Below are 21,954 nucleotides of genomic sequence, written 5' to 3'. Positions count from 1 at the left end.
CGTGATCATCTGATGTATGTCAGCCAAGTCTGATCGCCGTCCTTGGAGCACTTGTGCTCGGGGGCGAATTGGGGGCACTTTCCGTTCATCTGCCGAATCGTGTGCGACACGTAGGGCAGGATCCGGTAGGTCCCGTCCTGGGCCGGCATGTACCGGTCGGCCATCGAGGACGACACCGTTCCGAGCAGGAGCAGCAGGGCGCACAGGGTCCCGATGACGGCCCCCTCCCGGCCCGGCAAGCCCCGGCCCCGTACAGCCGCGGCGTCACCATTGTCCAATGTGCGCCGTTCGGCCAGCCGCTGCGACACCAGGTGGGCGACGAGTGCGGCGAGGATCAGCCCGCAGTAGAGCAGCTGGTTGTTGGTGCGTGTGTAGAGCTGGACGGTCTGCGTCTCGTACATGTGCGAGGCGATGTACATCCGCATCAGCCAGGCGGAGACGAACATCGCGGTGATGGTGACCACCATCGGCTTGCGCAGGCCCAGCCAGATCGCGACGCCGAGACAAATGAAGGTCACCAGGGCGAACAGGCCGACCCCGCCGAACTCGCCGGGCGGCGGCCAGTCGCCGACCTTGCCCGGCATGTCCGTGCGCCACATCAGGTAGTAGGCCGGGTCGGTGAAGGTGTCGAAGCGGAAGTTGAAGTCCTTGGTCTCCTGGCCCTCGGTCAGCATGACCACCAGGTACCGCCCGGCCACCGCCATGAAGGCCGCCAGGGTGACGCCCAGGAACGCGGCGCCCTTGGCCCGGTCGGTCTTCCAGGGGAAGTACAGGGCCGCGGCGAAGAAGACGCCGGCCGCGCTCCACAGGAACCAGCCGGAGTACGTGAGGAAGAGCACACCGATCAGCGCGCCGAAACCGGCCGCCTTGAGCAGCAACGGCCGCCAGTTCTCGGTACCGCTGCGGCGCAGCGCCACCACCAGGGCCACCAGGACCGGGACCAGCACCACGAGGACCGTCTGGGCGTACGGCTTGTACGCGTCGATCAGCGCGAAGGCCGGTACGACGCCGAAGGCCAGCGCCCGCAGCGGGCTCAGCAGCAGTCGCCAGGCGAAGTAGACGAACGGCCCGAAGAAGGCGGCCCCGAGGATCTGGAGGTCCTTGAAGGCGTAGGCGGTGTTGCCGCCGTGGAACCACTCCGCGTAGTACCCGAGGGTGTAGAGCGGTGCCGGCGGGTAGACCGGGGAACCGGAGGGCTGCCCGTTGGCGACCGCGTGGGCCCACTCGACGATCCGGCCGCTGTCGCCATTGAGGCCGAACATCGGCCACGGCGTGCCGTGGAGCGCGACCACCGCTCCCGCCGCGACGAACCCGCTGGCGAGGCCGGCGAGGGCGGCCGCGGAGATCCGGGTGGTCAGATCGAAGTGGCGGCCGCCGCGCAGCCGCATCGCGAGCACGACCGCGGCGATGAAGAGCAGACCGATCAGGGCGAACCGGAACTGGATCGCGGCCAGGCCGCTGACCTGAGCGATGCGGTCCAGCGGATCGAGCTTGAAGCCCACGGCCATCATCGGGAGCGCGAGCGCCCCGGCGAAGGCCACGACGGCTTCCAGGAGCAACAGGGCGCCCCGGGAGCGGAGCACTCCACGTGCGGGACCCGAAACGGGCCGGGCGCGCGTGGCAGGCCCACTCGCGGGACCCGAGCGCACAGGCTCCAACCCCTCGGTACTGACTCTCACGTGAAGGATGTCCCTACTGCTGGTCGGTGCACAGCGCTGTGGCCGGTCGTCTCTCAGCAAGGCACTGTCCGGCTCGGACCCCGAACGAGATGCTCCGGACAAGGGCGCGGGCTCTAGGACGGTGGGGACAGCTTTGAATCTTGCCGCTTGTCATCCTATCGGGTGGCGCAGGAGCCCTGCGGAGTCCCGGGAGATGCCTCGGGCCATCGGGCAGGGTCGCGTACGGGAGGACAGGGCTCCGGAACCCGTACGGAAACAGGGCCCGGAGCAGCCGGAAAAGGGCCCGCCAGGGCCCTGGGCGAGGCCCTGGACCGCCCGGCCGCCCCACCCCCGGGGGCGGGGACCGGCCCGGCCGTGACGAGGCCCCAGAAGACCCACCAAGCCTCCTCCGCACCCCATCTGACCTGGGCTTTTCTCTTGATCACCGATAAAATCGGGGACAGCTGAAAGGGGTTCGAATGGACCGGAACATACGCAGTGTCGACGACGTGCTCGCCCTCATGGACGGCCTCTTCGCACCGGAGGCCGACCGCTGGACCGCCGGCGGCTCCGCCTGGTGGGACGGCTTCTACGCGGACCGCGCGCGGCCGGTGCCGTTCTTCGCGGCGAAGCCCGACGAGAACCTCGTCTCCTGCCTCGACCGCGGACTGGTCCCCGCGGGCGGCCGCGCCCTGGACCTCGGCTGCGGCCCCGGCCGCAACGCCCTGCACCTGGCCGCCCGGGGGTTCGAGGTGGACGCCGTCGACCTTTCTCCGACGGCGCTGGCCTGGGCCGAGGAACGCGCCCGCGCCGCGGGGGCCCGGGTCCGCTTCCACCAGGGCGACGCCTTCGGCGCGGCCGGCGCCGGGCTCGTGGGCCCGTACGACCTGATCTACGACTCGGGCTGCTTCCACCACCTGCCGCCGCACCGCCGGGTCAGCTACCTGGACCTGCTGGACCGGCTGCTGGCCCCCGGCGGCCGCTTCGCCCTGACCTGCTTCGCCTCGGGCGCGATGGGATCCGAGCTGTCCGACGCGGAGTTCTACGGCCGGGCCCGCCTCGAAGGCGGGCTCGCCTACACCCCGGAGGCGCTGCGCTGGGTCTTCGACGGCCTCACCGAGGTGGAGCTGCGCCGGATGAACGACGAGCCCGAAGCCTCCGGCTCCTTCGGCGAGGCCTTCCTCTGGACGGCGCTGTTCCGCCGCCCGGAGTGAGGGCCCGGCCCCTTCCTCACATCGGGACCGGCTGGGCGGCGTCGGTGAGCAGGTGCTTCGTGCCCCACGCCCCGAGGGCCTCCAGGGCCCCGTTCAGCTCGTGGCCGAGCGGGGTCAGCGAGTACTCCACGCGTGGCGGGACCTCCTCGTAGACCTCGCGGTGGACGATGCCGTCCGTCTCCAGTTCGCGCAGCTGGGCCGCGAGCACCTTCTCCGAGACCCCCGGGACCAGGCGGCGCAGTTCGCCGAAGCGGCGCGGGCACTGCTCCAGTTCCCACAGGACCGACACCTTCCACTTGCCGTCGATCACGGACATCGCCGCGGCGATCCCGCAGTGATCCGCGCCCGGCCGCTGAGTCAATGCCATCACGCACCCCTCCCCACCTGTTCGCTCACCTCGGGGTAACCACCCACTCCGAAGTGCGTACTTGAGCACCCGACGGCCCTGAACCAGGCTAAACGGCATGACCGACACCAGCACGAAGACCAGCACCAAGACCCCGCTCACACTCCTCGGACTCGGTGCGATGGGCACCGCCCTCGCCCGCACCTGGCTCGCCGCCGGGCACCCCCTCACCGTCTGGAACCGCACCCCCGCCAAGGCCGAGGCCCTCGCGGCCGAAGGCGCCGTCGTCGCCGCGAGCCCCGCCGAGGCGGTGGCCGCGAACGGCCTGATCGTGGTCTGCCTGCTGGACCACGCCAGCGTGGGCTCGGCCCTGGAGGGCCTGGACCTCACCGGCAAGGACCTGGTCGACCTGACCACCGGCACGCCCGCCGACGGCCGCGCCCGGTCCGCGTGGGCCCGGGAACGCGGGGCCCGGTTCCTCGACGGCGGGATCATGGCCACCCCGTCGATGATCGGCGCCCCCGCAGCGGGCGGATACGTCTTCTACAGCGGCTCCCCCGACCTGTTCGAGGAGCACCGCAGCGCACTGGAGGTCCCGGCCGGCGCCCGCTTCGTCGGCTCCGACCCCGGCCACGCGGCCCTGCACGACGTGGCCCTGCTGAGCGCCATGACCGGGCTCTTCGCCGGGATCTCGCACGCCTACGCGCTGATCGAGGGCGAGGACATCTCCCCGAAGGACCTGGCTCCGCTGCTGACCGAGTGGCTGGGGGCGATGGGCTTCTTCGCGGGCGCCGCCGCCGAGCGGCTGGTGTCGGGGGACTTCACCACGGGCGTCGAATCGAACCTGGCCATGCAGGTCACGGCGAGCTCCACCTACCTGCGGACCGCCGCGGAGCAGGGGGTCAGCCCCGAGCTGATCAGTCCGTACCTGGACCTGATGCGGGAACGGCTGGCGGCCGACCCGGCGGCCCACGCCGGCGAGGACACCGCCGGGGCGATCACCCTGCTCAGGCGCTGAGCCGCTTGCCCGCCGCCTGCGCCTGGCCCTGGGGCCGGCCGCCCTGGCTCTGCCCCTGGGTCTGAGCCTGGGTCTGCCCCTGATCCTGGCTCTGCCCCTGCTCCTGCTCGTCCGCCTGCTCCGCGTCGTCGCCCACCAGGTCCCGGACCATGAGCGTCGCCCCGGCCACCGCGCCGGGCATCAGGAACACGGCGACGAGCGGCACCAGGAAGGAGAGCACGAGCGGCACTCCGAAGCCGAGCGCCAGCATCCGCCGCCGGCGCAGCAGCGCGAGCTGCTCGGTGAGCTGGACCCGGCGGCGCATCAGGGCGACGGAGGTGAGCTCCTGGGCGAGGAAGAAGCCGGAGACGCAGAAGCCGAGGACCGGGACCACGGTCTGTCCGATCACCGGGACGAAGCCGAGCGCGAAGAGCAGGATGCCGAAGAGCAGCACCCGGCCCAGGATCCGCAGGCTGTCCCGGGCGGAGATCCACAGCTCCTGCGCGAGGGTGAGCCCCGACTCCGGGACCTCGCCGCCCTCGGTGCGGTCGACCTGCTCCGAGAGGGACTCGTAGAACGGCTGGCCCACGAGCAGGGTCACGGCGGTGAAGGTGATCACCGCGAGGAAGAGCCCGAGGCAGAAGACCAGGGCGGTCAGGAAGCCGCGGAAGAGCCCGAGCCACGGGGAGGACCAGTCGTCGGCGAAGGGGGTCGCCCAGGCGGTCAGGTCGTCGGCGCCGTAGCCGAGGCCGATGAGCGCGCCGGCGTACAGCACCAGGGAGACCAGTCCGGGCAGCAGCCCGAAGCCCAGCCACCTGCCGTGGCGCAGTACCCATCGCTGTCCGGCCAGCAGATAGCCGAATCCCCCCGCAAGATCACGCATGCTGCCAGTTTAGGGCGGGCGCCCGGGGCGGGGGACGCCGGGCATGCCGAAGGCCGCACCCCGGTGCCTGGGTGCGGCCTTCGATGTACGGACGTACCGGATGAACCGGAACGAGCCGGTCGAGCGGGTCGGAGATCAGACCGCGAGCTCGACCGTGATGTTGCCGCGGGTCGCCTTGGAGTACGGGCAGACCTGGTGGGCCTTCTCGATGAGGTCCTTGGCGGTGGCGGCGTCCACGTTCGGGATGGAGGCCGAGATCTTGACGATGATGCCGAAGCCGTCGTCGTTCTTGCCGATGCCGACCTCGGCGGTGACCGTGGAGCCGGAGATGTCGGCGTTCTCGTTGCGGGCGACGACGCCGAGCGCACCCTGGAAGCAGGCGCTGTAGCCGGCGGCGAACAGCTGCTCGGGGTTGGTGCCCTCGCCGCTGCCACCGAGCTCCTTCGGCGGGTTCACGACGACGTCGAGGCGACCGTCGTTGGTGGCGACGCGACCGTCACGGCCGTTCTCGGCGGTGGCAACAGCGGTGTACGCGACGTCGGACTGCTGGATGGACATGTAAGGAAATCCTCCTGGTAAATCGCCGGGACTCGCGCCCACGCGTCACGGCGGTGTGGAGTGAGCCTAACCGGTGAAAGAAACGATCATCTTTCCGGTGTTGTCACCGCGCAGCATTCCGAGGAAGGCGTCGGCGGCGTTCTCCACGCCGCGGACGACCGTCTCGTCGGCGACGAGCTGCCCGGAGCGCAGCCAGCCGGCCACGTCCTGGACGAACTGCTGCTGCAGTCCGGCGTGGTCCCCGACCAGCACGCCCTGCAGGCGGAGCCGCTTGCCGATGACCAGGGCGAGGTTGCGCGGGCCGGGCACGGGCTCGGTGGCGTTGTACTGGGCGATGGCCCCGCACAGGGTGGCCCGGCCGTGGACCTTCAGGGAGGAGATGGCGGCTTCCAGGTGGTCCCCGCCGACGTTGTCGAAGTAGACGTCGATGCCCTCGGGGGCGGCGTCCTTGAGCTGCTCGGCGACGGGTCCGCTCTTGTAGTTGAAGGCGGCGTCGAAGCCGTACTTCTCCGTGAGGAGCGTCACCTTCTCGTCGGAGCCGGCGGAGCCGATCACCCGGGAGGCGCCCTTGATCTTCGCGAACTGGCCGACGAGGCTGCCGACCGCTCCGGCGGCGCCGGAGACGAAGACGGAGTCGCCCTCCTTGAAGGAGGCCACCTCGAAGAGCCCGGCGTAGGCCGTCAGGCCCGGCATGCCGAGGACGCCGAGGTAGGAGGAGAGGGGAGCGAGCGAGGCGTCCACCTTGGTGGCGTGCTTGGCGTCCAGCTCCGCGTACTCGCGCCAGCCCAGACCGTGCAGCACGTGGTCGCCGACCGCGAAGCGCTCGTCGGCCGAGGCCACGACCTCGCCGACCGCGCCGCCGTCCATGGGCCGGTCGAGCTGGAAGGGCGGGATGTACGACTTCACGTCGTTCATCCGGCCGCGCATGTACGGGTCCACGGACATGTGGAGGTTGCGCACCAGAATCCGGCCGGCGGCGGGCTCGGCGTTCACCGGTACCTCGCGCAGGGCGAAGTCCTCGGCGACGGGCCAGCCCTGCGGGCGGCGGACGAGGTGCCACTCACGGCTGACGGCGGGGATCTCGGACATGGCGTCACTCCTGGGGAGGGGAAGAAGTGCAAAATGCTTCAGGACGTGAAACAACCATGCGCCTGGATATTTCATGTTGTCAAGTAAATGGGTACGCTGGATCCATGCCCAGCCGTCGCGCAGACCCCCTGACCCTCGAGGTCGTCGAGCTCATCGGCGACGTCGTGACCCGCTACCACCAGGAGTACGAGCACGCGGCCTCCAGCCACCAGCTCACCGGTGCCCAGGCCCGCGTGCTGAACCTGCTCTCCCTGGAGCCGATGCCGATGCGCAAGATCGCGCAGAAGCTGCGGTGCGAGCCGTCGAACATCACCGGCATCGTGGACCGCCTGGAGACCCGCGGGCTGGTCGAGCGGCGCCCCGACCCGGCGGACCGCCGGGTGAAGCTGGCCGCCCCCACCGAGGAGGGCCTGCAGACCGCCGACCGGCTCCGCGAGTCCCTGGACTTCGCCCGGGAGCCCCTGGCCGGGCTCTCCCCGGCCGAGCGCGCGGTCCTGCGGGACCTGCTCAGGCGGATGCTGGGCTGAAAGCCCGGGCGGCCCGCGGGGCCGTCCGCAGGCCGTCAGGGCCTCAGGGCCTCAGGGCCTCAGGGCCTCAGGGCCTCAGGGCCTCAGGGCCTCAGGGCCTCAGCAGAAGATCCACCAGCAGTCGGGCGTGGCCGTCGGGGTCGGCTTCGGATTGGGCCTCGGCTTCCCTTCGGGCTTCTTCGTACCCGGCGGCTTTCCGGGCGTCGCCGCACCGCTGGAACCCGATGGGGTCGGAGCAGCGGACGTGGGAGTCGGGGAAGCACTCCGCGACGGCCCCGTCGATCCGGAGGCGGAGGCGGAGGTCCCGGTCCCGCCGGTGCTCCGCCCGGTCCCGCCCGGCTTCGCACCCCCGGCCGTGGCCTTCGTCGAGCCGGTGCCCTGCCCCTTCGTCGAGGCCGTCCCCGTGGGCGCGGCCGGACCCTCCGTCAGGCCCGGCAGCGGAGCCGGCTCCGCGGGACCCGCGTCGTCGGTCAGCACCACCGTCGCCGCCCGGTCGGTGCGCTCCCCGTCGGCCGCCAGCCGGGCCAGGCCCAGGGTCGCGACGGCGGCGAACATCAGCCCGAGGCCCACGGTGAGCGCGGTCCGGCGGCGTCGGCGGTGCCCGGCGCGGCGGCGGTCTGCGGCGCGGCTCCGGGCCCGGCCCCGGCCGTCTCCACGCTCCCCGGACAGCACGACGAGGGAATCGGCGTACACGTCGGCGAGCGCGGCCGGGTCGCTTCCGAAAGCGTCGGCGGAGCCCGGGGCGGGCGCGGCGGGCGCGGCGGATATCAGGCGTTCGGCCGGGGTCCCGCATCCGGCGCACGCCAGCGCGCCGTTGAGGTACCTGCGGCAGGCGATGCAATAGTCCATGGCGCCCCGCAGGCTACGCGTTCGCTGACAACGGCCGTGTACCGGGATCGTGAGGATCCTGTGTGGAAGGGTGGCGTTCCATGACGAGGACGCCGGGGACACCGCACCCCGCCCCGGGCCCCTTCGGCCCCACGGGCTTCCAACTGGTGCTGCTGCGCCGGATGGCGGACTTCCAGCCGGGCCTCGCGGAGGAGGCCCGCATGCGGCTCGGCGCCTCCCTCGCCGAGCAGCGGGAGGCCAACAAGCGCTGGCAGGCCATGGTCCGTTCGCCGCGTTCGCGGGGCGCCCTGGCCCGCTACCGCTCGGTCCTCGGCCCGCCCGAGGCCGTCTCCTCCCGCACGATCGGCGATCTGACGTGCGAGGCCCTGCTGTGGCCGGTGCCGCTCTGGCCCGGCCTGCGCTTCGAGGTGCTCGCCGCGCCGGACGGGGCGGTCTGGAACGAGTGGCTGGTCCGGGCCCCGGGTGCGCCCGGGCCCGTACTGGAGTCGCCGGAGGACCTGCTGCCCTGGTCGGCGACGGTCGACGAGGTGGCGCGGGCGTTCGCCCCCGTCCGCCCCATGGAGGGCACCGCCCCGACGCGGTGGCGGCTGGCGTTCACCGCGTCGGGGCGGGCCTGCGTCGCGGAGTTCACGTACGGCCTGCTCCAGGAGGTCTCGGTGGCGGAGCCGCCCCGGCCGGCCTGACGGATCAGGAGCGCAGGAAGGCCCGTACGCCCGCCGAGGTGGGGTCGTCCCCGAGCAGGTCGTTGTGCTTGAGGCAGCCGACCGGGGTGTTGGCCGCCCCGGTGAGCGGCACGCTGTCGTCGGGGTTGATGACCTCGTCGCAGTTCGACCAGAAGGTGGCGTACCGCACCGTGCCGGGGGTCTCGTCACCGGAGTTCAGGTTCTTCACCACGTAGGAGCCGGGGGTCATGTCCCGGCAGGCCTGGTCCCACAGGGCGCAGGCCCAGGCGGTGGAGGTGCCGCGGTTGGGGCCGGCGAGGGAGACCCAGCGGTCGACGTAGGGGCCGCCGCCGCCGAACTTCACGTACCAGCGGGTGACCAGCGAGCCGAAGGAGTGGGCGACGAGGTCCACCCGGGCGGCGCCGGTCTGCCGGCGCACCTCGGCCACGTAGGCGGCGAGCCGTCCGGAGAGGACCTCGTTGACCGACTGGTGGGTGTCGTAGCCGAAGGAGAAGAGCTCGGAGTCGGCGTATCCGTCGGCGCGCAGGTCCTCGCGCAGGGAGCCCCAGACGCCGGGGTCGGCGTTGTAGCCGTGCACGAAGACCACCGGATTGCGCGCACCGGCCTCTCCGGAAGACGCACCGGCCGGTCCGGCGGGCGCACCGGAGGCCTGGGCCGGGAGCGCGGGCGCCACGAGCAGCGCCAGGCAGAGCGTCAGCAGCGCGAGCAATCGCTGGCGGACCGTCAGCATCGAGTCCCCTTTACCTTGTTACGCACGAGTAGCACGATCGGTGCGGGCATGGTCGCGCCTGGCGTCGCAGAATTCCACCCCCGTGCAGCACTCACCGGCACCCCTCGTGACCCTTCCGTATCTCAAGACACCCCCCACCCGGAGCATCAAATCGGGCAATACGGGTAATTCACCCGAGAAGATACGAAGTGTGACCGGCACCCGCCGGTCTTCTTGCGTCAGCGCTCTCGGGAGGATCTGCCGTGACCGTCAGTCTTGAGCAGTTGCGCCGCTGCCACGTGGCCGTCGACCTCGGAGCGGCCAGGACCCGCGTCTACGTCAAGGGCGTCGGCCTGGTCGTGGACGAGCCCAGCGTCGCCGCAGTGAACACGCGGACCGGCGCACTCATCGCCGTCGGCACCTTCGCCGAGCGGATGACCGGCCGCACGCCCGACTACATCAGGGTCGTCCGCCCCGTCTCCGGCGGCACCGTCGTGGACATCGAGATGGCCCAGCGCATGCTGCGCCACCTCCTCGGCGAGAAGCTGCGGCGCGCCCTGCGCCGCAAGCCCCGGCTGCGGGCCGCCGCCTGCACCCCGCACGATGCCGACCCGCTCGCCCAGCGCGCGGCGGTGGAGACGATGGTCGGGCTCGGCGCCCGGCGCGTCGAACTCGTCGACACCCTGATCGCGGCGGCCGTCGGCTGCGGACTGCCCGTGGAGCAGCCGACCGCGACGATGATCATGGTGTGCGGGGCCGCCGCCACCCAGGTCGCCGTCCTCTCCCTCGGCTCCATCGTCACCGCCGTACGGATCCCGGTCGGCGGCGAGGCCATCGACCACGCCGTCGTCCAGCACCTGCGCCACGCGCACGAGCTGATGCTGCCCAGCCAGGCCGTCCGCCCGCTGCAACTGGCCCTGCACGGCAACGGCATCACCGCCGGCGGACCGACCTCCACCCTCATCCACGGCCGCGACGTGGCCACCGGTCTCGCCCGCTCCGTCCACGTGGACACCGCGGCCGTCCGGGACGCCATCCACACCCCGCTGACCGCCGTGCTCGACGGCATCGGCAAGGTGCTGCGCGACTGCCCGCCGGACCTGGTGGCCGATCTGACCGACCGAGGGATCATGATGGTGGGTGGCAGCGCCCTGCTGCCGGGCCTGGACCAGATGCTGCGCGATGCCACCGGAATGCCCGTGGCCATCGCAGAACGTCCGGACGTCTGCGCGGTACTGGGCCTCGGCATGATGCTCGAAGGGAAGATCGCCCCCATGGTTCTGAACCCCCTGGCCGAATGACGCACGCCGAGTCCTCCACTCCGCCACCCGGGGACGGGACGGGCGTCGCCGCCCGCCAGGCCGCGAGCCTGCCCGTCCTCCTGGAGGCGGTCCTCAGCGTCGGCTCCGAACTCGAACTGCGGACCACCCTCCAGCACATCGTGGATTCGGCGACCGAACTGTGCGCGGCACGCTACGGAGCGCTCGGGGTCGTCGACCCCGAGCGCGCCCGGCTGACCGAGCTGTTCACCTCCGGCATGACCGAGGCCGAGAAGGCCGCGATCCCCCACCTGCCGGACGGCCGTTCCGGCCTGCTCGGCGCCCTGATCACCGACCCGCGCCCGCTCGTGCTGGAGGACCTCGGCCAGGACCCCCGCGCGGCGGGCTTCCCGCCGGGACACCCCCCGATGAAGGGCTTCCTCGGCGTCCCCATCCGGGTCCACACCGAGGTCTTCGGCAACCTCTACCTCACCGACAAGCAGGGCGGCGGCCCGTTCACGGACGAGGACCTCGCGCTGGTGCGCGTCCTGGCCTCGCAGGCGGGGATAGCGATCGGCAACGCCCGGCTGTACGAGACCGCGCGCCGCCGGGAGCGCTGGATCGAGGGCGCCGCCGCCGTGACCACCACCCTGCTGGCGGGCCGGCCGGCCGCGGACGCGCTGATGTGCGTGGCCGAACGAGCCAGGCTGCTGGCCGACGCCGCGGCCGGGGTCGTCCTCCAGCCGACCCCCGAGGGCGGCATGGAGATCGTGGCCGCATCCACGCACGGGGACCCCGGAGACCTGGTGGGCACGGCCATCGCCCCGGGCTCGGCGGTCCTGGAACAGCTCCTGGGCGGGGAGCCGGTGTTCATAGAGGACTCGGCGACGGACCCCCGGATGACCACCCACGTACGGGAGCGCTTCGGCCCCAGCATGATGCTGCCCCTCCAGAGCGGCGGCCAGCTCATCGGCACGCTCGCCCTGCCGCGGGTCCGCGGCGGCCCCGCCTACGACGCGGTCGACCGGCTGCTGGCCTCGCAGTTCGCCTCCCAGGCCGCCCTGGCCCTGGTCCTGGCGGACGCGCAGCACGACCGCGAGCAGCTGGCCGTCTACGAGGACCGGGACCGCATCGCCCGCGACCTCCACGACCTGGTGGTCCAGCGGCTGTTCGCGACCGAGATGATGCTGGAGAGCACCCGGCGGCGCTCCTCCAAGTCGCCCGCCGGAGACAACGTCGGCGAGGAACTGGGCCGCGCTGTGGACGAGCTCGACTCCACGATCCAGGAGGTCCGCACGGCCATCTTCGCCCTCCAGCAACCGCCGACGGACGCCCCGACCACCTTCCGGGGCCGGGTCCTGCGGGAGACCGGCGGGGCGGCGGTCCTGCTGGGCTTCCAGCCGTCGGTGCACTTCGCGGGGACGGTGGACGCGCTGCTCCCGGACCCGGTCGCGGGCGACCTCCTCGCCGCCCTGCGCGGCGCGCTGGCCGCGGCGCACCGGCGCGCGGAGGTCACCTCCATCGAGGTCGAGGTCGACGCGGTCCCCGCCCGGGTCCGCCTCACCGTCTCCGATGACGGCCGCACGGAATCGGGCACCCGAGGCACCACCCTGACCTGGGAAGCCCCGCTCTGACGCTGCGCGGGCGGGTGCGGGTTGCGCCCTGCGGGGCGAAGTCCCCGACCCGCCCTTCGCCCGTTCCCCGGGCTGCGCCCGGACCCCTCCTGGGGCTCCGCCCCAGACCCCGCGCCTCGAACGCCGGCGAAGATCCAGCCCCCTCCGGCGTTTGAGGAGCGGGGTCCGGGGCGGAGCACCGGGGAACGGTGGAAGGGCGGGTAGGGGACCCCGCCCCACAGGGCCGGCCCACCCAGCCCGCGGCACGCGAGCCGCACACCAGTCCGCGCCCCGTACGCTGGCGGCGTGACGACCCGCCCCTCGGCCCGCGCCGCCATCGCCTCAGCCACCGACCCCGGTAGCTTCACCGAACTCCCCGCCCCGCCCGGGGACTCCGCCCCCGACGGCCCCCTCGGCTGGGCCGGCTACGACGACTCCCGCGCCCGCGCCACCGCGCGGACCGGCGAGGACGAGTCCGTCGTCACCGGCACCGCCCGCATCGGCGGCCGCGAAGCCACCGTGATCGCCTTCGAGTTCGGCTTCCTCGGCGGCTCCCTCGGCCACCGCACCGGCGACCGGCTGGAAGCGGCCTACACCCACGCCCGCACCCACCGCCTCCCCCTGGTCTCCCTCATCGCCACCGGCGGCTCCCGCATGCAGGAGGGCATGCTCGCGCTGACCCAACTGCAGCGCGTGGCCCGCCAGTCCGCCCTCACCCGCGCCGCAGGCCTCCCGCAGATCGCCGTGCTGCGCGACCCCACGACCGGCGGCGGCTGGGCCACCCTCGGGGCGGGGGCCGACGTGATCCTCGCGCTGCCCGGGGCGCAGGTCGGGTTCGCCGGGTCCCGGGTGCGGCCGCCGGACGCGGATCCGGCCGCCTACACCGCCGAGGGGCAGTACGCTGCCGGGCACGTGGACGCCCTCGTCCCCGCCCTCCAGCTCCCCGCGACCCTGGCGGCCTGGCTCCGGGTACTGGCCGCGCCGCGCTCCGCCGAGCCCGTGGAACCCCCCGCCGCGCTGGCCGACGTAGAGCTGCCGGCCACGGGATGGGACGCCGTCCGGCAGGCCCGTCACCCCGGGCGGCCGCGCGCGGAGCAGTACCTGGACTCCTACTTCGAGCTCCGCCTCCACCTCTCCGGCGACCGGGCGGGCGGCACCGACCCCGGGATGCTGTGCGGGTTCGGGCTCCGGGAGGGCCGGGCCGTGGCCTACGCCGCCCAGTGCGGCACGGCCACCCGCCCGGCCGGGTACCGTACGGCGGCCCGCGTCGTCCGGCTCGCGGACCGGCTCGGGATCCCGGTGCTCACCCTCGTGGACACCCCCGGCGCGGCCAACGACGCCGCCGCCGAGCACGCGGGCGCGGGCGCGGCCATCGCCGACGCCTTCGCGGCGCTCGCCTCGGCCGCGGTCCCCGTCACCACCCTGCTCATCGGCGAGGGCGGCTCGGGCGGCGCCCTCGCCCTGGCGGCGCACGGCAACACCTGGGTCACCCCGGACAGCTACTTCTCGGTGATCGCCCCCGAACTGGCGGCGGCCATCCTCAAGCGCCCCGCGGAGTCGGCGCCGGCGACGGCGGACCAACTGCGCGTCCGCCCCCAGGACCTGGTCGCCCTGGGGGTCGCCCGCGGCATCGTCTCCCCCGCGAAGGAGGGGCCGCGCTGAGGCGGGACTTCGCGGACGCCCCCTAGGGCCTGTCGTCATCCGTGACCACCATGCCCTCGACGTTGTCGACCAGCGGGTGGTTCTGCGGCAGCCTGGACGGCGCGCCCAGCGTCGGGCAACCGTCGAGGTCGCCGATCGGCGTCTTGCGCGCGGTCCGCAGTCCCGGCCCCTCCTCCAGCGCCGCCACCTTCGAGGTGTCGGTGGCGCCCAGCGGGTCGGCGACGTACAGCCGCACCGTGATCTTGAACTGCTGCGTGAAGCCGCGCTCCAGCACGATCAGCCGGCCGTCGCGCGTCGGCGCGAGTTCCACCAGCCCGTGTCCGGCGTCCACCGGGTACGCGTACTGCCGCCCGAGGACGAACTCGCCGTCCCGGCCCCGGCGTTCCCAGGTCTGGATCCGCTGGAGGGTCCGCCCCTGCGCGTCCTTGCCGTCGCCGGCCAGCACTCCCTCGACGCCGGCGACGAGGGTGTGTCCGCCGGGCAGCAGGGTCAGGGACTCGAAGGTCTGGTTCACGGTGGCCCGGCCCTCGGGCGCGAGCTTGAAGCCGCCGGGGATCGGCAGCGAGCCCAGTACCTCACCGGTGCGGGAGTACCGCCGGATCGCCGGAGCGTTCTCGTCCGTCACCAGGTAGGTGCCGTCGCGGTCGACGACGATCCCCTCGGAGTCGAGGGCCTTGCCCGCGCCGTCGGTCAGCGCCAGCCGCGCGGCGGCCGTCGCCGTCGGGGTGTCGCCGCGGCCCACGTTCAGCCTGTACAGGGCCGACTTGTCGGAGATCGCGGCGACCGTGCCGTCCCGGTCCACCGCGAGTCCGGAGAGCCCGCCGACCAGCTTGGAAGCCCCGGCAACGCGACGGCAATGAACCCGCCAACTTCCCTTCACATCCGTCCGGATCGGGCGAACCGCGCCGGACTGATCCCCACGTGCCGCCCGAAGTGCCGCGTCAGGTGCGCCTGGTCGTAGAAGCCCGCCGCCACCGCGGCCTCGGCCGGCCGCATCCCCGCCAGCAGCAGTCGCCGCGCCTTCGCGACCCGCAGCCCGGTGAGGTAGGCGTGCGGAGGGAGCCCGAACGCCTGCCGGAAGCTGCGGATCAGGTGGGTGGGATGGGCGTGTCCCAGAAGCGCGGAAGCCTCCTCCAAGGTGATCCCGCCGAGGACCCGCGCGTCGAGGAGCTCGCGCAGTCGTACGGCCGTATCCGGGCCCGGAGCCCCGTACGGGACCACCGGGCGCCCCTCCAGCCACGTGCGCAGCCGCTCCTGGACGAAGGCGAGCCGCGACTGCGCCTCCAGGCGCTCGACCGCACCGGCCGGCAACTCCCGGACGCCCAGCGCGCGGTGCAGTCCGTGCACCCGGTCCCGCAGGGCGGCGTCGAGCAGCAGCGGCGCGTCCACGGCGGCCCCGGTCAGCGACTCCGGGAGCACGGACGCGTCGAGGTACAGCACCCGCTTGCGGAAGCCCGCCTCGGTGACGGTCCGCCCGTCGTGCACCACCCCGGGCGGCAGCAGGGCCACCGTGTCCGAGCCGCCCACTCCGTGCCGTTCGCGGTCGAGCCCGAAGTCGACGCGGCCGCCGTCGAGGATCATCAGCGTCCACGTGTCGTGGACGTGCGCGGGGTAGGCGTGATCGGTGAACCGGGCGTGGAACACCTCGGCGATGCCCGGCACCGGCGGCTGCCAGGCCGAGACCGTGCTGTGCGGACGTATCGCAGCTGACATGTCAGGAACGTACAAGACCGTCGGCCCGCACCCCGGCAGCCTGTCCGCATGACGACACCCGAGAGCACGCACGAGAACGCCCGCCCGGCGGCGGCCGTGGTGAACATCGCGGAGAAGCTGACCGGTTTCACCGAGCAGTGGGCCCCGCACCGGATCGCCCGGGTCAACGACTACGAGGTCAAGATCGCCAAGATCCAGGGCGAGTTCATCTGGCACACCCACGAGGACACCGACGAGCTCTTCCTCGTCGTCAGCGGCACCCTGACGATCCGGCTGCGCGCCGGGGACGTCGTACTGAACCCCGGTGAGATCTACGTGGTCCCGCGCGGGGTGGAGCACTGCCCGCAGGCCGACGGGGAGACGGCGATCCTGATGTTCGAGCCCGCCGGCACCGTCAACACCGGTGGGGAGGTCAGCGACCGCACCCGCGAGCCGGTGGACGCGTAGGGGTCGGCGCGGCGACGGAACCACGAGGGCCCGCAGGGGCGTCTCTCACGGGACACGCGGGAGGCGTGGGCCGTGCGCGCTTCCGAGGAAGGCACCAACGGCAAGGGGCGCCCGGCAGTCGCCTATGGGCGCCGGCGCTTGCGAATCTCCTGATCAGTGCCGCGAGCGGCGATCCGCAAGCGGACGAACCTGCATTCCCCCTGATGTCGATCGGCACACTCGGTGGCCTGGTCGTCCCGGGGCTGATTCTGGTGGTGGACGTCCTCATGCCACGGCAAGAGGGCTGGCGACCTCACCGATGGCTCGGCATGGCCGTGCCGGTCCCGGTCCCGGTCCCCTTCGCCGTCGGCCAGGCTCTGGGCTGGTTGTGGCAGCTCCTCCGCCGGGCCCGTGCCCGAGCCCCCACCGCGCCCGCCCGTGCCCCTCAGGCCTGCGGCGTTCGCGCGTCGTACCGGGCGAAGCCCCGCCACCGCGCGGCCAGCAGCGCCAGAACGAGGACGCAGCCGAGCCCGCCGCCCGTGATCGCGACGGTCGGGGAGGTGAGCTCGGCGGTGGCCCCGGCGAGGAAGTCCCCGAGCCGGGGCCCGCCGGCGACGACCACGATGAAGACGCCCTGCAGACGGCCCCGCATGTCGTCCGGGGTCGCGGCCTGCATCATGGTGGTGCGGAACACCATCGAGATGCTGTCGGCGCATCCGGCCAGGGCCAGGAAGACCAGCCCGAGCCAGAGGTCCCGGGTCAGCCCGAACACGGCGATGGCCAGCCCCCAGGCGGCGACGGAGAGCAGGATCGCCGCCCCGTGCCGTCGGATCCGCCCCTGCCAGCCGGAGAGCAGCCCCCCGAGCAGCGCCCCGACGGCCGGGGCGGCCACGAGCAGCCCGACCGTCTTGGCGTCGCCGCCGTACCAGAGCACGGCGACGGCCGGGAACAGCGCCTTCGGCTGGGCCAGCACCATGGCGGCCATGTCGGAGAAGAAGGTCATCCGGATGTTCGGCCGCGTCCCCAGGAAGCGCAGACCGTCGAGCACGGAGGCCCGCCCGGTGCGGCCGCCCGCCCCCTCGGGCTTCATCGTCGGCAGCCGCCACATCGCGTAGAGGGCGGCGACGAAGGTGAGGGCGTCGATCAGGTAGGCGGCCTGGTAGCCCCACCAGCCGACGATGACCCCGCCCAGCGCCGGGCCGGCGGTCATCCCGAAGGTCCACGTCATGGAGTTCAGCGCGTTGGCGGCGGGCAGCTGCTCCGCGGGCAGCAGCCGCGGGATCATCGCGGACCGGGCGGGGCCGTTGAGGGCCCCGCAGACGGACTGGAGCGCGACGATGGAGTACAGCAGCCAGACCCGGTGGTAGTCCAGGAGTGCGGCTCCGGCCAGGGCGATGGAGAGCGCGGCCAGGCCGAGCGCACTGACGAGGCCGAGCTTGCGCCGGTCGACGGTGTCGGCGACGGCCCCGCCGTAGAGCCCGAAGGTGACCAGCGGGACGAGCGAGCAGAGCCCGACGAGTCCGACGGAGAAGCTGGAGCCGGTGATCTCGTAGACCTGGAGCGAGATGGCCAGGGCGGTCATCGCCTGGCCGAGCGAGGAGACGGTTCCGCCGAACCACAGCCGGCGGAAGTCCGGAGAGGTCTTCAGCGGGGTGGGGTCGGCCCATATGCGGCGCCGGGGGCGGGTGGACGGGGGTGGAGCCGTCGTACGAGTCACATCGGATGATAAGCCGCCCCTGCTCGGGCCCCGGCCGTCCCCGGTCGAAGTCCGGTCGAGCGGGCTCCGCATTTTCCGCACGGGCACCACTCACCCCACCCGGAACCCGAGCCCCGCCGCGGCGCATTCCTTGCCGCTAACTCGCCACTATCACCGGACATTTGACCGAATAGACGTGCGCTCCTCGCCTGGAGTTCAGCTCATGATGAAAAGACTCGTATGTCCAGGGAGGCGCAGTGATCGAACCTGGCACCAGCACCACGAGCACCGGCACCACGACCACGGGCACCACGACGACGGGGCCGAAGACGCAGGGACCGCGCGCGACCGGTCCGGTCTTCCCCCTCACCCTGGGGGTCGAGGAGGAATTCCTCCTCGTCGACGCCCGCACCCTGCGGGTGGTCCCGGCCGCCCCGCTCGTCCTGTCCACCGCCGCGGGACTCCCCCACGAACTGCACCCCGAGGGCACCCGCTACCAGGTGGAGATCTCCACCCCCGTCGCCGACTCGGCCGCGATCCTGCGCAGCGAGCTCGCCGGCTTGCGGCGCACCCTCGCGCGGGCCGCCCGCGCCCACGGCTGCCGGCTGCTGGCCGCGCCCTCGCCGGTGGTCGCCCTGGAGGGCCCCCTCCACCTGACCGACGACGAGCCGCGCCAGCGCGAGCAGGCCCGGCGTTTCGGCGCGCTCACCGACACCCTCGTCAGCTGCGGCCGGCACGTCCACATCGGCACCCTCGACGTGGACACGGCGGTGGCCGTCTCCAACCGGATCCGGCCCTGGCTGCCCACGCTGATCGCACTGGCGGCCAACTCCCCCTTCTGGGGCGGCCGTGACACCGGTCACGCCAGCTGGCGGGCGATGGCCTGGGCGGGCTGGCCCTCGGCGGGCCTGCCCCCGCACCACACCTCGACGGCCCACTTCCGGCGCTCCGTGCAGACCCTGCTCGGCTCCGGGGCGGCCCTCGACACCAAGATGGTCTACTGGGACCTCCGGCCCTCGGGGAACTGGCCGACGCTCGAACTCCGGGCCCCGGACATGTCCCCGGACATCGACTCGGCCATCCTCCAGGCCGAACTGGCCCGCGCCCTCGTCGCGACGGCCCTGCGCGAGATCGCCGAGCAGCGGCCGGATCCGCCCGTACGGGACGACGTACTGCGCCTCGCGCGCTGGCGGGCGGCCCACGACGGCCTGGAAGGCTTCGGGCTGGACCCTTACACGGGCGTGGAACTCCCGGCGGCGGACCTGGCGGAGGCCCTGCTCGACCTGGTGGCCCCCGAACTGGCCGCGTCCGGCGACCTCGACCACGCGTCGAGAACCATGGCCGGGCTCCTGCGCGACGGTTCGGGCGCCCACCGCCAGCGCACGGCCTTCGCCCGCCGCGGCGACCTGAAGGACGTTTTGCGCCACCTGGTGGACGAGACGGAGGCCTCCTGACACCGGCGGAAGCCCGCAGCAGAGCACCGAAGCCCGCCGGACCACTTCGGACCCCGCCCCAGGAAACGCCAAAGCCGCAGGCGAGATCGTTTCTTCACCTGCGGCTTGCAGTGGGGCGGGTGGGACTCGAACCCACGGCCGACGGATTATGAGTCCGCTGCTCTAACCGGCTGAGCTACCGCCCCTTCACGGCGTGGCGCGTACATGTGTGCGCGCCGTCTGCCGCAGCATAGCCGCTCATACGATCTCCTGCCTCGGATGCCTCGCATGATCGGCTTCGCCTGCCCAGAGAGACCGCGCCGGGCCCTGCCCGGTTGCGTGAGGAGGGCAGAAAAAAAGAAAAAGGACCCACCTGGGGTCCTCATTCCTTCTTGCTCCCCCGACTGGACTCGAACCAGTAACCTGCCGATTAACAGTCGGCTGCTCTGCCAATTGAGCTACAGGGGACCGCGCTCCCCCGACTGGACTCGAACCAGTAACCTGCCGATTAACAGTCGGCTGCTCTGCCAATTGAGCTACAGGGGATTGCTGCGTTGCACCGAACAGCCCACCTCCGGCCTTGGCCAGGGGGCGAGCGCCCGTTGCGAGTCATAGATTAGCGCAAGCAGGGGGGTGCTCCGCCAATCGGTATCGCCAGCGGGCCGGGCACCACACGACGAAGGGTGACAGGCATGCGGTACAAGGTCACGTTCGCGGTCGGGCTGGCCCTCGGGTACGTGCTCGGAACCCGGGCCGGACGCGAGCGGTATGAACAGTTGAAGAAGTCCGCGCGCGAGTTCGCGCAGAACCCCGCGGTCCGCAACGCCGCCGAGAGCGCCGGTCAGACCAGCCGGGAGTTCGCCGGCAAGGCCTTCGCCGCGGTGAGCGACAAGGTGGGCGACGCGGTGCCGGACGCCCTGGCCGGACGCGTACGGGGCTTGCGGGCACGGGTCGGCGGCAATGGCGCGGCCGAGGACGACTGGGGCACCAGCAACACCTGACCGGCCCGGGGCCGGAGCGAGGGGTCCTCGGGCGAGGACCCCTCGCTCCGGCCTCCCGCCCGGTCGCCTCCGGCCGCCCGCACGGGGCTCCGCATAAGGGACGGCGCCCGTCCCGCGCACTCCGGGGCGGTCGAGACCGCCCCGCGTGCGGCAGAATTCTCCGCATGGGGATAGTCGCCGGGCTGGACAGCTCTTCCGCGTTCACACGCATCGTCGTCTGTGACACCGAGACGGGCGCCGTGCTGCGCCAGGGGTACGCCCCTCATCCGCAGCCCACCGGCGAGGCGGTGCCGCACGAGACCGATCCACAGGCCTGGCTGCTCTCGCTCGGCGAGGCCGCCGGCGGCGGGCTCCTCGAAGGGGTGCAGGCCATCGGGGTCTCCGCGCAGCAGCACGGGCTGCTGCCGCTGGACGCGCAGGGCGGCCTCGTCCGTCCCGCCCTGATCGGCAACGACAAGCGCGGCCAGGCCGCCGCCGCCGACCTGATCGAGGCCTTCGGCGGCCGCCAGGCCTGGGCCGAAGCCGTCGGCTCCGTCCCCCACGCGGCGCAGCCCGTCGCGAAGCTCGCCTGGCTGGCCCGTACCGAGCCGGAGGCGGCCCGGCGGGTGGCCGTCCTGATGTCCCCGCACGACTGGCTGGTGTGGCAGCTGCTGGGCCGCCCGGCCCGGCGGACCACCGACCGGGGCGGCGCCTCCGGCACCGGCTACTGGTCGGCCGCCTCCGGCGCCTACCGCCCCGACCTGGTCGAGCTCGCGCTGGGGCACCGGGCGCTGCTGCCCGAGGTGCTCGGCCCGGCCGAAGCCGCCGGGACCACGCCCGAGGGGCTGCTGATCTCCGCGGGCACCGGGGAAACCATGGCGGCCGCGCTCGGGCTCGGCATGGGACCGGGCGACGCCGTGGTCTCGCTGGGCGCGTCCGGATCGGTGATGGCGGTGCACCACGAGGCGCTGTCGGAGCCGGGCGGCCTGATCACCTCCCTCGCCGACGCCACCGGGCTGCACCTGCCGGTGGTGAACACGCTGAACGCCGTACGGGCCCTGCGCGGCACCGCCGAACTGCTGGGCACCGATCTGGAGGGGCTGAGCGAGCTCGCGCTGAAGTCGACCCCGGGCGCGCACGGACTCGTACTCCTGCCGTACCTGGAGGGTGAGCGGACGCCGAACCTGCCGCACACCGCCGGAACCCTGTCGGGGCTGCGCCGGGACTCCATGAAGCCCGAGCACCTCGCGCGGGCCGCCTTCGAGGGCATGCTGTGCGGGCTGGTGGACGCGCTCGACGTGCTGCGCAGCCGCGGTGTGGAGATCCGCCGGGTGTTCCTGCTCGGCGCGGCCGCCGAGCTGCCGGCCGTACAGGCCTTCGCTCCGGGACTGTTCGGTACGCAGGTCCTCGTACCGGCGCCGGCGGACTACGCGGCCCTGGGCGCGGCCCGGCAGGCCGCCTGGGCGCTCGGCCTGGCGCAGGGCGGCGCGGCCTCGAACACCCCGCCGGTGTGGCCGGCGCCCGCGGCGCAGCTGTTCGAGCCGGACGAGGAGTACCCGGCCTGGCAGGGCGCGCGCCAGCAGTACGTCGCGACCCGGGACCAGATCCACCCGGGGGCGTTCTAGGGCCTGTCGTCAAAATCCCGTCGTCGCCCGAAGG

At 73.0% G+C, this 21,954-nt stretch carries 21 protein-coding genes and 3 tRNA genes; 11 read left to right on the top strand and 13 right to left on the bottom strand.

The features are described from left to right. Positions 1-5: 5 nt before the first annotated feature. A complete protein-coding gene (locus ACE1OC_RS27860; RefSeq protein ID WP_407839315.1) occupies positions 6-1,583 on the bottom strand; it encodes a hypothetical protein in 1,578 nt (525 codons plus the stop codon). A gap of 554 nt (positions 1,584-2,137) precedes the next feature. On the opposite strand from ACE1OC_RS27860, the gene ACE1OC_RS27855 reads away from it, so the two are divergent. Next, a complete protein-coding gene (locus tag ACE1OC_RS27855) occupies positions 2,138-2,872 on the top strand; it encodes a class I SAM-dependent methyltransferase (protein ID WP_407839314.1) in 735 nt (244 codons plus the stop codon). A gap of 16 nt (positions 2,873-2,888) precedes the next feature. Here ACE1OC_RS27855 and ACE1OC_RS27850 read toward each other — a convergent pair whose 3' ends face one another. Then, positions 2,889-3,239 (bottom strand): winged helix-turn-helix transcriptional regulator, encoded by a 351-nt coding sequence (locus tag ACE1OC_RS27850; protein ID WP_351441623.1) that lies wholly within the window; start codon positions 3,237-3,239, stop codon positions 2,889-2,891. A gap of 97 nt (positions 3,240-3,336) precedes the next feature. On the opposite strand from ACE1OC_RS27850, the gene ACE1OC_RS27845 reads away from it, so the two are divergent. Further along, positions 3,337-4,236, top strand: coding sequence for an NAD(P)-dependent oxidoreductase (locus ACE1OC_RS27845; protein WP_407839313.1), 900 nt, complete (start codon positions 3,337-3,339; stop codon positions 4,234-4,236). Here the strand turns inward: ACE1OC_RS27845 and ACE1OC_RS27840 are convergent. The 3 genes from ACE1OC_RS27840 to ACE1OC_RS27830 form a co-directional block, all read right to left on the bottom strand. Continuing rightward, positions 4,226-5,098, bottom strand: a complete 873-nt coding sequence (locus ACE1OC_RS27840; protein ID WP_407839312.1) for an EI24 domain-containing protein — start codon at positions 5,096-5,098, stop codon at positions 4,226-4,228. The two genes, ACE1OC_RS27845 and ACE1OC_RS27840, sit on opposite strands and share 11 nt — an antisense overlap. 135 nt (positions 5,099-5,233) lie before the next feature. Beyond that, positions 5,234-5,656 (bottom strand): organic hydroperoxide resistance protein, encoded by a 423-nt coding sequence (locus ACE1OC_RS27835; protein WP_266877487.1) that lies wholly within the window; start codon positions 5,654-5,656, stop codon positions 5,234-5,236. Between the two features lie 66 nt (positions 5,657-5,722). Then, entirely contained in the window at positions 5,723-6,745 is a 1,023-nt protein-coding gene (locus ACE1OC_RS27830) for an NADP-dependent oxidoreductase (protein WP_407839311.1), read from the bottom strand. Between the two features lie 104 nt (positions 6,746-6,849). Between ACE1OC_RS27830 and ACE1OC_RS27825 the strand changes: the two genes are divergently transcribed. Next, positions 6,850-7,272, top strand: a complete 423-nt coding sequence (locus ACE1OC_RS27825; protein WP_250745587.1) for a MarR family winged helix-turn-helix transcriptional regulator — start codon at positions 6,850-6,852, stop codon at positions 7,270-7,272. 99 nt (positions 7,273-7,371) lie between these two features. Here ACE1OC_RS27825 and ACE1OC_RS27820 read toward each other — a convergent pair whose 3' ends face one another. After that, entirely contained in the window at positions 7,372-8,121 is a 750-nt protein-coding gene (locus tag ACE1OC_RS27820) for an SCO2400 family protein (RefSeq protein WP_407839310.1), read from the bottom strand. 80 nt (positions 8,122-8,201) lie between these two features. Between ACE1OC_RS27820 and ACE1OC_RS27815 the strand changes: the two genes are divergently transcribed. After that, on the top strand, positions 8,202-8,804 hold the full coding sequence (locus ACE1OC_RS27815; RefSeq protein ID WP_407839309.1) for a hypothetical protein: 603 nt from the start codon (positions 8,202-8,204) through the stop codon (positions 8,802-8,804). Between the two features lie 4 nt (positions 8,805-8,808). Here the strand turns inward: ACE1OC_RS27815 and ACE1OC_RS27810 are convergent, their stop codons facing one another. Next, on the bottom strand, positions 8,809-9,534 hold the full coding sequence (locus tag ACE1OC_RS27810; RefSeq protein ID WP_407839308.1) for an esterase/lipase family protein: 726 nt from the start codon (positions 9,532-9,534) through the stop codon (positions 8,809-8,811). 242 nt (positions 9,535-9,776) lie between these two features. Here ACE1OC_RS27810 and ACE1OC_RS27805 point away from each other — a divergent pair, with 242 nt between their 5' ends. The 3 genes from ACE1OC_RS27805 (at position 9,777) to ACE1OC_RS27795 (ending at position 14,047) form a co-directional block, all read left to right on the top strand. Then, the gene (locus ACE1OC_RS27805) at positions 9,777-10,814 is read left to right on the top strand and encodes a rod shape-determining protein (RefSeq protein WP_407839307.1); all 1,038 of its coding nucleotides are present in this window, start codon (positions 9,777-9,779) and stop codon (positions 10,812-10,814) included. Next, a complete protein-coding gene (locus ACE1OC_RS27800) occupies positions 10,811-12,406 on the top strand; it encodes a GAF domain-containing protein (RefSeq protein WP_407839306.1) in 1,596 nt (531 codons plus the stop codon). Before ACE1OC_RS27805 ends, ACE1OC_RS27800 begins: the two co-directional genes overlap by 4 nt. 285 nt (positions 12,407-12,691) lie before the next feature. Beyond that, positions 12,692-14,047, top strand: coding sequence for a carboxyl transferase domain-containing protein (locus ACE1OC_RS27795; protein ID WP_407839305.1), 1,356 nt, complete (start codon positions 12,692-12,694; stop codon positions 14,045-14,047). Positions 14,048-14,069: 22 nt separating this feature from the next. Here ACE1OC_RS27795 and ACE1OC_RS27790 read toward each other — a convergent pair whose 3' ends face one another. Both ACE1OC_RS27790 and ACE1OC_RS27785 read right to left on the bottom strand, forming a co-directional pair. Then, positions 14,070-14,927, bottom strand: a complete 858-nt coding sequence (locus ACE1OC_RS27790) for an esterase-like activity of phytase family protein (protein WP_407839304.1) — start codon at positions 14,925-14,927, stop codon at positions 14,070-14,072. Then, entirely contained in the window at positions 14,924-15,760 is an 837-nt protein-coding gene (locus tag ACE1OC_RS27785; RefSeq protein WP_407839303.1) for a helix-turn-helix domain-containing protein, read from the bottom strand. Before ACE1OC_RS27785 ends, ACE1OC_RS27790 begins: the two co-directional genes overlap by 4 nt. Before the next feature lie 48 nt (positions 15,761-15,808). On the opposite strand from ACE1OC_RS27785, the gene ACE1OC_RS27780 reads away from it, so the two are divergent. After that, a complete protein-coding gene (locus tag ACE1OC_RS27780; protein WP_407839302.1) occupies positions 15,809-16,207 on the top strand; it encodes a cupin domain-containing protein in 399 nt (132 codons plus the stop codon). A 424-nt stretch (positions 16,208-16,631) separates the two neighbouring features. On the opposite strand, the gene ACE1OC_RS27775 is transcribed toward ACE1OC_RS27780, so the two are convergent. Next, entirely contained in the window at positions 16,632-17,903 is a 1,272-nt protein-coding gene (locus ACE1OC_RS27775) for an MFS transporter (RefSeq protein ID WP_407839301.1), read from the bottom strand. A gap of 236 nt (positions 17,904-18,139) precedes the next feature. Between ACE1OC_RS27775 and ACE1OC_RS27770 the strand changes: the two genes are divergently transcribed. Continuing rightward, entirely contained in the window at positions 18,140-19,336 is a 1,197-nt protein-coding gene (locus ACE1OC_RS27770) for a carboxylate-amine ligase (RefSeq protein WP_407839300.1), read from the top strand. A 111-nt stretch (positions 19,337-19,447) separates the two neighbouring features. Here ACE1OC_RS27770 and ACE1OC_RS27765 read toward each other — a convergent pair. From ACE1OC_RS27765 to ACE1OC_RS27755, 3 genes are all read right to left on the bottom strand, one after another. Further along, positions 19,448-19,521 (bottom strand) — tRNA-Ile (locus tag ACE1OC_RS27765). A 189-nt stretch (positions 19,522-19,710) separates the two neighbouring features. Then, a tRNA-Asn gene (locus tag ACE1OC_RS27760) sits at positions 19,711-19,783 on the bottom strand. A gap of 5 nt (positions 19,784-19,788) precedes the next feature. Next, positions 19,789-19,861 (bottom strand) — tRNA-Asn (locus ACE1OC_RS27755). Positions 19,862-20,007: 146 nt separating this feature from the next. On the opposite strand from ACE1OC_RS27755, the gene ACE1OC_RS27750 reads away from it, so the two are divergent. Together ACE1OC_RS27750 and ACE1OC_RS27745 are read left to right on the top strand one after the other, a co-directional pair. Beyond that, entirely contained in the window at positions 20,008-20,316 is a 309-nt protein-coding gene (locus tag ACE1OC_RS27750; protein WP_407839299.1) for a YtxH domain-containing protein, read from the top strand. A 164-nt stretch (positions 20,317-20,480) separates the two neighbouring features. Next, a complete protein-coding gene (locus ACE1OC_RS27745; RefSeq protein WP_407839298.1) occupies positions 20,481-21,920 on the top strand; it encodes an FGGY family carbohydrate kinase in 1,440 nt (479 codons plus the stop codon). The last annotated feature ends 34 nt before the right edge of the window (positions 21,921-21,954 follow it).

The sequence above is a fragment of the Streptomyces stoeckheimensis genome, from assembly GCF_045822005.1.
Lineage (GTDB): Bacteria > Actinomycetota > Actinomycetes > Streptomycetales > Streptomycetaceae > Streptomyces > Streptomyces stoeckheimensis.
This window is presented reverse-complemented; position numbering and strand designations above follow the sequence as displayed.